Here is a 7463-nt window from a genome sequence, read left to right as displayed (position 1 = left end):
GGTGCCACCATGCTGACGACCGCCCACGCCTCAGACGCCCGGCCGGCACCGGCCGGCACCGACCCGGCGACCGACCTCGTCGGCACGGCCGACGCCTGGCTCAAGCAATTGCCGCAATGGGCGCCGGAACTGCAACGCGCCGCGATCTGGCAGCTCGGCCTCGATGGTCAGCCGCTGGCGGCGGCACTGGCCGGCCTGCCTTCGTTGGCCGACGCGGCGCAATTGAAGCCGATGGCGCTGCCCGCCGTGCCACCGGGCCAGGCAGCCCAGGCCCGTGGCCCGGTGATTGCACGCCATGCCGGCGTGGCGCGCATCGACTTCCCGGTGCCGCTGTCCGAAGGCGACGGCTTGCTGGTGTGCCTGGCGCTGGCCGATGTGCCGTCGCTGGACACACAGCGGCTGATGCGCCAACTGCACTGGGGCGTGGCCTGGCTGCTGCGCGCGGGCGACCAGCAGTCCACGCAGCTGCTGCGGGCCCGGTTGGAACGCGCCCGTTTCGTCATCGATACCAACACCCTGCTGCTGGACCAGACCACACCACACGCGGCCGCGCTCGCGTTGTGCAACATGCTCGCATTGCGTTTCGATGCGACCCTGGTGCAGATCGGCCGGGTGCGGCGGCTCGAGACCCAACTTTTCGCGCGTAGCAACACCGCTTCCTTCGACCCGCGCACCCATCTCACCGGCCTGGCCGAGGCCGCGATGAACGAGGCCGTCGACGAACGCGCGTTGTTGCTCTGGCCACCCGCCGAGGAAGCCGCGCCACCCGGTGCCGCGCTGGCCGACTACGCCCATGCGCAAAAGGCCGGTGCGCTGGCGCTGCTGCCGCTGATGCATCTTGGCCAGGTCAGCGGTGTGTTGATGCTGGAACGCGCCACGCCCTTCGAGCTCATGGAATGCGAGGCGCTCGAAGTGGCTGCACTCGGCATGGCGCCGATCCTGGCGCTGCACGAACTGGCGGCCGAGGGTCCGGCCCAACGCCTGCTCGGGCGGATGTGGGCCACGGCCAGGGCCGGCACCGACAGTTCACATCCCGCGCTCAAGCTCGGCTTGCTGGCGTTGGCGCTGCTCGTCGCCGCTGCGGCCCTGGTACCCGTGCCGCAACGGGTCATGGCGCATGCGCTGATCGAAGGCGAGGTGCAGCGCGCGGCCGTGGCGCCGTTCGCCGGTTACGTGCGCCAGGCCATGGCCCGCGCGGGCGACGCGGTCAGCGCCGGGCAGTTGCTGGCGGTGCTCGACGACAAGGACCTGCGGCTCGAGCGGCTGCGGCTCGAGTCCGAACTCGAGGTGTCGCTGCGCAAGGAGCGCGAAGCCATCGCCGCCGGCAACCGTGTCGAAACCCGCCTGGCCGCCGCGCAAAGCAGCAGCACGCGCGCCCAGCTCGACCTGGTGCTGGAAAAACTCGAACGTGTACGCATCGTCGCACCGTATGCGGGGGTGATCATCAAGGGCGACCTGTCTCAGCAGATCGGCGCGCCTGTGGAACAGGGCAAGGTCTTGTTCGAAGTCGCGCCGCTGGACAACTGGCGCGTGGTGCTGGAGGTGGACGAACGCGACACGGCGCTGGTACAGACCGGCCAGACCGGTCGCATCGTGTTGACCACGCTGCCGGGCCAGGCCTTCGACTTCAGCGTGCGCCGCATCACCGCCGTGGCCACGGCGAAAGACGGCCGCAACTACTTCCGCGTCGAGGCCAAACTGACACAGCCCGACCCGCGCCTGCGCCCCGGCCTGGAAGGTGTGGCCAAGGTGGACGCCGGCGAAAGCTCGGCGCTGATGGTGTGGACGCGGCACTTCCGGCAGTGGCTGCGCGTGACGCTCTGGGAGTACTTGCCATGAACGTGGTGCTTCGATGAGCGTTGCGCTGCTGTCCGAACAATGGCACCGCGTGGCCGGCCTGCGCCCACGCTTGGTTCCGCATGCCAGGGTGCACCGCCATGTGACCCATGGCGCGGTCTGGCACGTGCTCGAAGACGTGGGCGGCGCGCGCCAGCACCGGCTGAATGCGCAGGCCTACCGCGTGTTGCGCCTGCTCGACGGCCGGCATTCACTCGATCAGATCTGGCAACGCATCAGCCGCGAGATCAGCGACGACACGCCGAGCCAGGACGACGTGTTGCAACTCGTCGGCCAGCTCAATGCGCAGGACCTTCTGGTCGTCGATGCCACGCCCGACGCGGCCGAACTGCTGGTGCGCCACGAACGCCAGCAACGGCAGAAGCGGCGCCAGTCGGTCGGCAATCCGATGTCGATCAAGATTCCGCTGTGGGACCCTGACAGCTTTTTGCGCCGCCTGCTCGCCGTCACACCCGCCATACCCGCGGCGCTGGTCTGGGCGGCCTGGCTGGGTGTGGTCGGTACGGCGCTGGCGCTGGTACCGGCGCACTGGCCGGACCTGAGCCGCAACTTCGGCGAACAGATGCTGGCTGCCAACAACCTGCTGCTCGCCGCGCTGGTGTATCCACTGCTCAAGCTCGCCCACGAACTGGCGCACGGCGCGGCCGTCATCCGACGCGGCGGCGAGGTACACGAGATGGGTGTGATGCTGCTGATGTTCTACCCTTCGCCCTACGTCGATGCCTCGGCTTCGAACGCGTTTCCCAGCCGCTGGGCGCGCATGCGCGTGGCGGCGGCCGGCATGGTCGTCGAGTTGTGGATCGCTGCGCTGGCCTTCTTCTTATGGATGGCCATCGAACCCGGCTTCTGGCGCTCGGTGCTGTACAACCTGATGGTGCTTGGCAGCGTGAGCACCGTGCTGTTCAACGGCAATCCTTTGCTGCGTTTCGACGGTTATTTCATGCTGGCCGATGCCATCGGCGTGCCGAATCTCTCACAACGCGCGACGGCGTTCTGGCAGTTCCTGCTGCGCCGCTTCGTACTCGGCGCGCGCGGCGCGAAGATGCCGCCGGCCAGCCGCTACGAACTCGGCTGGCTCGCCGCCTATGCGCCGCTGGCGCTGGTGTACCGGCTCACGGTGAGCTTCGGTATCGCCTGGTTCGTGGCGCAGCAATACTTCTTCGTCGGTGTGCTGCTCGCGGCTTGGTCGCTCGCCACCAGCGTGGTCTGGCCACTTGGCAAGGGCTTGTTCAGCCTGTGGTCGTCGCCACAGTTCGCCGCCCGGCCCTGGCGCGCCTGGGGCGCGGTGATAGGTGGCGTGGCCCTGCTGCTCGGCCTGCTGCTGGCCCTGCCGCTGCCGCGCCACGTGCGGGTGCAGGGCATCGCCTGGTTGCCCGAGGAGGCGATCCTGCGCGCGCGCGCCGACGGCTTCGTGCAGACCATCGCCGCACACGAAGGCGCTGCCGTGCAGCCCGGCGACATGGTGGTGGCCACCCACAACGCGGATCTTGTCGCCAAGGTTGCCGAGCAGACCGGCCGCCTGGCGCTGGCCCAGGCCCGACTCGACGCGGCCTGGGTCAGCCAGCCGGCCGTGGCCGCGCGCATGCAGGAGGAAGTGAATGCCGAGGAAGCCGCGCTGGTCCGCGCCCAGGCCGACGTGGCCGATCTGCAATTGCGCGCCGGCGTGCCCGGCACCGTGCGGCTGGAGCAGGCGCAGGACCTGCCGGGCCGCTACGTCAAACGCGGCGACATGCTGGGTTACGTGATCGGCGCCTCGGTGCCGCTGGTGCGGGTGGCACTCACGCAGGCCGAGGCCGAACTCGACCTGGCCGACCTGCGCGGCATCGAGGTCCGCATGGCTGGCGCCGTCGAAAAGACCTACACCGGCCGCCTCGCGCGCAGCACGCCGCAGGCCAGCCACAACCTGCCGAGCGCGGCACTCGGTGCCACGGGCGGCGGCAAGTTCGCCGTCGATCCGCGCGACGAGACCGGCGCCACGGCGATGGAGACGGCGTTCCAGTTCGACATCGAAACCCCGGACACACCCACGCTGGGCGCCATCGGCACCCGTGCCTATGTGGCACTCGAGCAGTCGCCGGAGGCCATCGGCTGGCGCTGGTGGCGGCATGCACGACGGCTTTTCCTCGCTCACCTCAATATCTGAAATGACATCGCTGAACGCCAACCTCGACCTGGCCCGCAGCGGCAGTGCTTATCCCGAGCGCGCCGACCTGCGCGAAACTGCGCTCGATCGGTGGGCGCGCGCTTGCTGGCGGAAGTTCGAAGCACTGGATCGGCGCGACCAGGCGCTGCGCCAGAGCGTGCAGCAGGCCGTGGGCCGCGCTGGCGCGATGCGGCAACTCGGCGAGGCCGAACTGCTGGGCCAGCTGCGCCGCAGCGCGCGTCGCGGCTGGGGCGAAACCGCGCACCTGTCGGAGGCGCTGGCCGGCGTGCGCGAGTTGTGCCGGCGCAGCCTGGGCATGGAGCCGTATCCTGCGCAGTTGCTCGGCGCGGCCGGCCTGCTGACCGGCCGCCTCGTGGAGATGCAGACCGGCGAAGGCAAGTCGCTCACGGCCGCGCTCGGCGCCACACTCGCGGCGAGTGCCGGCATTCCTGTGCATGTGGTGACGGTGAACGACTACCTGGCCGAGCGCGACGCCGAAGAAATGAAGCCGCTGTTCGAACGCGCCGGCCTCGGCGTCGGCTCCATCATCACCGGCATGTCGCTTGGCGAGCGGCGCGCGGCCTACGCCCGACACATCTGTTATTGCACCGGCAAGGAACTGGTGTTCGACTACCTGAAGGACCGCTCGAATTTCGGCGCCGACGTGAGCGCCGCGCGCCAGCACCTGCGCCACTGGGTGGACCACGAGGCCGCGGGTCAGGCGCTGCTGCGCGGCCTGCACTTCGCCATCGTCGACGAGGCCGACAGCATCTTCATCGACGAGGCGCGCACACCGCTGATCCTGGCCGTGAAACTCGGCGCCACCGGCGAGAGCACCCATTTCACCGAAGCGCTGCAACTGGCCGCCAGACTGGAGCCCGAAAAACACTTCATCATCGCGCCGCGCCACCGTTCGATCCAACTCACCGTGCTGGGACGGCAGGAAATCACCCAGGCCAGCGTGCTGCTTGGCGCCAGTGCATCGGCCTCCGCCGCAGAATGGCAGGTGCGCCTGGCGCGTGAGCATTGGGTCATGCAGGCGCTGCGCGCGATCCACCTGTTCCTGAAAGATCGGCATTACGTGGTGCGCGAAGGCAAGGTCGAGATCGTCGACGAGAACACCGGTCGTGTACTCGAAGGCCGCACCTGGGAACAAGGCCTGCACCAGATGATCGAGACCAAGGAGGGCTGCGCGCTGTCGGACCGCGCCAAGACCATGTCGCGCATCACCTACCAGCGCTTCTTCGCGCGTTACCTGCGGCTGGCGGGCATGACCGGCACGGCGCGCGAGGTGCGCCAGGAGATCCGCGCCTGTTACGGCCTGCGCACGCTGGTGGTTCCCACGCACCGCCCTTCGGCGCGTGTGCGCTGGCCCGACATCGTGGTGGCCGACACGCCGGCCAAGTGGCAGCGCATCGCGAGCGAGGTCGAGCGTCTGGTCGCCGCCGAACGTGCGGTGCTGGTCGGCACGGGATCGGTGGAAGCCTCCGAAGCCCTGTCGCTGGTGATGGCCCACCGCGGCATCGCACACCGCGTGCTCAACGCGCAGCAGGACGCGGCCGAGGCCGAACTGGTGCGCAGCGCCGGCCTGCCGGGCATGGTCACGGTGGCCACCAACATGGCTGGGCGCGGCACCGACATCAAGCTGCCGGCCGAGGTGCTGCGTCGCGGCGGCCTGCACGTGATCCTGAGCGAACACCACGAATCGAGCCGCGTCGACCGGCAATTGTTCGGCCGTGCCGGACGCCAGGGCGACCCGGGCAGCGCGCAATGCATCGTGGCGCTCGACGACGACCTGTTCACCCAGTTCACCCCGGCCCTGTCGCGGCTGGCGAGGCAACTGCAGCAGGCCGGCGCGCGGAACGCTGCATTCCGCCTGGCGCGCTGGCTCGCGCAGCGCAAGGCCGAACACCAGCACCACAACTCTCGGCGCGAAGCCTTGCGCGTCGACGATCAGTTGGCGGACCTTTTGTCGATGTCGGGACGTTTATGAAACACCTCAGTCAATCCCTGGCGGCAACGCTTGCCGCACTTGCCACGGCTTCGGCTCTCGCCGCCGACACCCTGCCCTGCCTCATCGAGCCCGCGCAGAAGCTGTCGATCCGCAGCACCGTCACCGCGCAGATCGTCGACGTGCCGGTGGACCGCGGCAGCGTCATCCGCAAGGGTCAGCCCCTGGTGACCCTCGACGCTTCGGTGGAAAAGGCCGCGCTCGACGGCGCGCGTTACCGGGCCGTGATGCAGGGCGCGGTGACCGCCGCCGATGCGCGCCTGGCCCACCTCAAGGAAAAGCTGCGCCGCCGCGAAGAACTGGTGAAGGAGAAATTCGTCTCGAGCCAGGACCGCGACGACACGCTGGCCGAGTCGCGCGTGGCCGAGGCCGACCTGCTCGAGGCCCGTGACAACCGCGAACTGGCCAAGCTGGAAGTGCAGCGGCTCGCAGCCGAACTCGGCCGGCGCAGCATCAACAGCCCCGTCAACGGCGTGGTCACCGACCGCCTGCAACACCCGGGTGAAATGGCCCAGGCCGGCGAAAGTGCAGGCGCGATCCTGAAGCTCGCGCAGACCGACCCGGCGCGTGTCGAAGTGGTGCTGCCGGTGGCGATGTACGGCCGCGTGAAGGCCGGCGACCTGGCCGACATCAAGCCCGAAGCACCGTTCGCAGGCCTTTACAAGGCCACGGTGCGGGTGGTGGACACGGTGGTCGACTCGGCCAGCGGCACCTTCGGCGTGCGGCTGGAGCTGCCGAACCCAAGCGGCAAGATACCGCTGGGCGTGCGCTGCAGCGCGTCCTTCGGCCCGGCACCGGGCTGAAGCGGGAGGTCGGCGTCCCTGGTGCCGCCACGCCGGAAAGAAATTTGCCGGTCGACATCTTTTGTGCCGTCAAGCTTTTGCGCGACCATCGGCGTCGCCCCGCGAATAGCCGCATAAAATCGGTCTACACGCATCTTTTCACACCCATCTTCACCTAAATCCAATGATTTCGGGGTGGCATACCTATTGCAAAGAGGTGTGCATGAGCACCTCAGAACCCCTTCTCCAATCCGGCGCGCAAGTCGCCATCGACCAGACCGTGACGCCTGGCGACCTGGCCTCGGAGTACGCGGTCACCTCGGGTGAGAACTACCCTAGCGTTCTCGCCACGCCGGCCATGCTGGCGCTGCTCGAACGCGCCTGCGCTCAGTTGCTGCAGCCGCTGCTGAAGCCGGACCAGCTCAGCGTCGGTGCCGCGGTCGAGATCACCCACACCGCCCCCACCGCCGTCGGCGAAACCGTGCGCGCCGAGGCGCGCTTCTCCCATCTCGACGGCCGGCTCTACTGGTTCGACGTGACGGTGCGCGACGCTGCCGGCCTCATCGGCCAGGGACGGCATGCACGCGCCATCGTCAGCCAGACCATGGTTTCGGTGAGGGCCGAGACCCGCCGCGCCGCGCCGCCCGTTCCAGCCCCCGCCACCTTCTGA

The 7463-nt window shown here is 69.0% G+C and carries 5 protein-coding genes; all 5 read left to right on the top strand.

Features of this window, described 5'->3' with window-relative positions:
• Positions 1-9 precede the first annotated feature (9 nt).
• The 5 genes from RD110_RS09050 (at position 10) to RD110_RS09030 (ending at position 7463) form a co-directional block, all read left to right on the top strand.
• Positions 10-1839, top strand: a complete 1830-nt coding sequence (locus tag RD110_RS09050; protein ID WP_076198725.1) for an RND family efflux transporter — start codon at positions 10-12, stop codon at positions 1837-1839.
• A gap of 13 nt (positions 1840-1852) precedes the next feature.
• Complete coding sequence (locus tag RD110_RS09045; protein WP_076198723.1) at positions 1853-4000, top strand: PqqD family peptide modification chaperone; 2148 nt, start codon at positions 1853-1855, stop codon at positions 3998-4000.
• A 1-nt stretch (position 4001) separates the two neighbouring features.
• Positions 4002-5993 carry a preprotein translocase subunit SecA gene (locus tag RD110_RS09040; RefSeq protein ID WP_076198721.1) on the top strand — a complete coding sequence of 664 codons (1992 nt, stop codon included), beginning with the start codon at positions 4002-4004 and terminating at the stop codon, positions 5991-5993.
• A complete protein-coding gene (locus RD110_RS09035; RefSeq protein ID WP_076198719.1) occupies positions 5990-6814 on the top strand; it encodes an efflux RND transporter periplasmic adaptor subunit in 825 nt (274 codons plus the stop codon). The genes RD110_RS09040 and RD110_RS09035 overlap by 4 nt, the downstream gene beginning before the upstream one ends.
• A gap of 202 nt (positions 6815-7016) precedes the next feature.
• On the top strand, positions 7017-7463 hold the full coding sequence (locus tag RD110_RS09030) for a thioesterase family protein (RefSeq protein WP_076198717.1): 447 nt from the start codon (positions 7017-7019) through the stop codon (positions 7461-7463).

Origin of the sequence: Rhodoferax koreense (assembly GCF_001955695.1) — a bacterium.
GTDB classification, from domain to species: domain Bacteria; phylum Pseudomonadota; class Gammaproteobacteria; order Burkholderiales; family Burkholderiaceae_C; genus Rhodoferax_B; species Rhodoferax_B koreensis.
The sequence above is the reverse complement of the archived record's forward strand: the minus strand, read 5'-3'. Positions and strand labels throughout refer to the sequence as shown.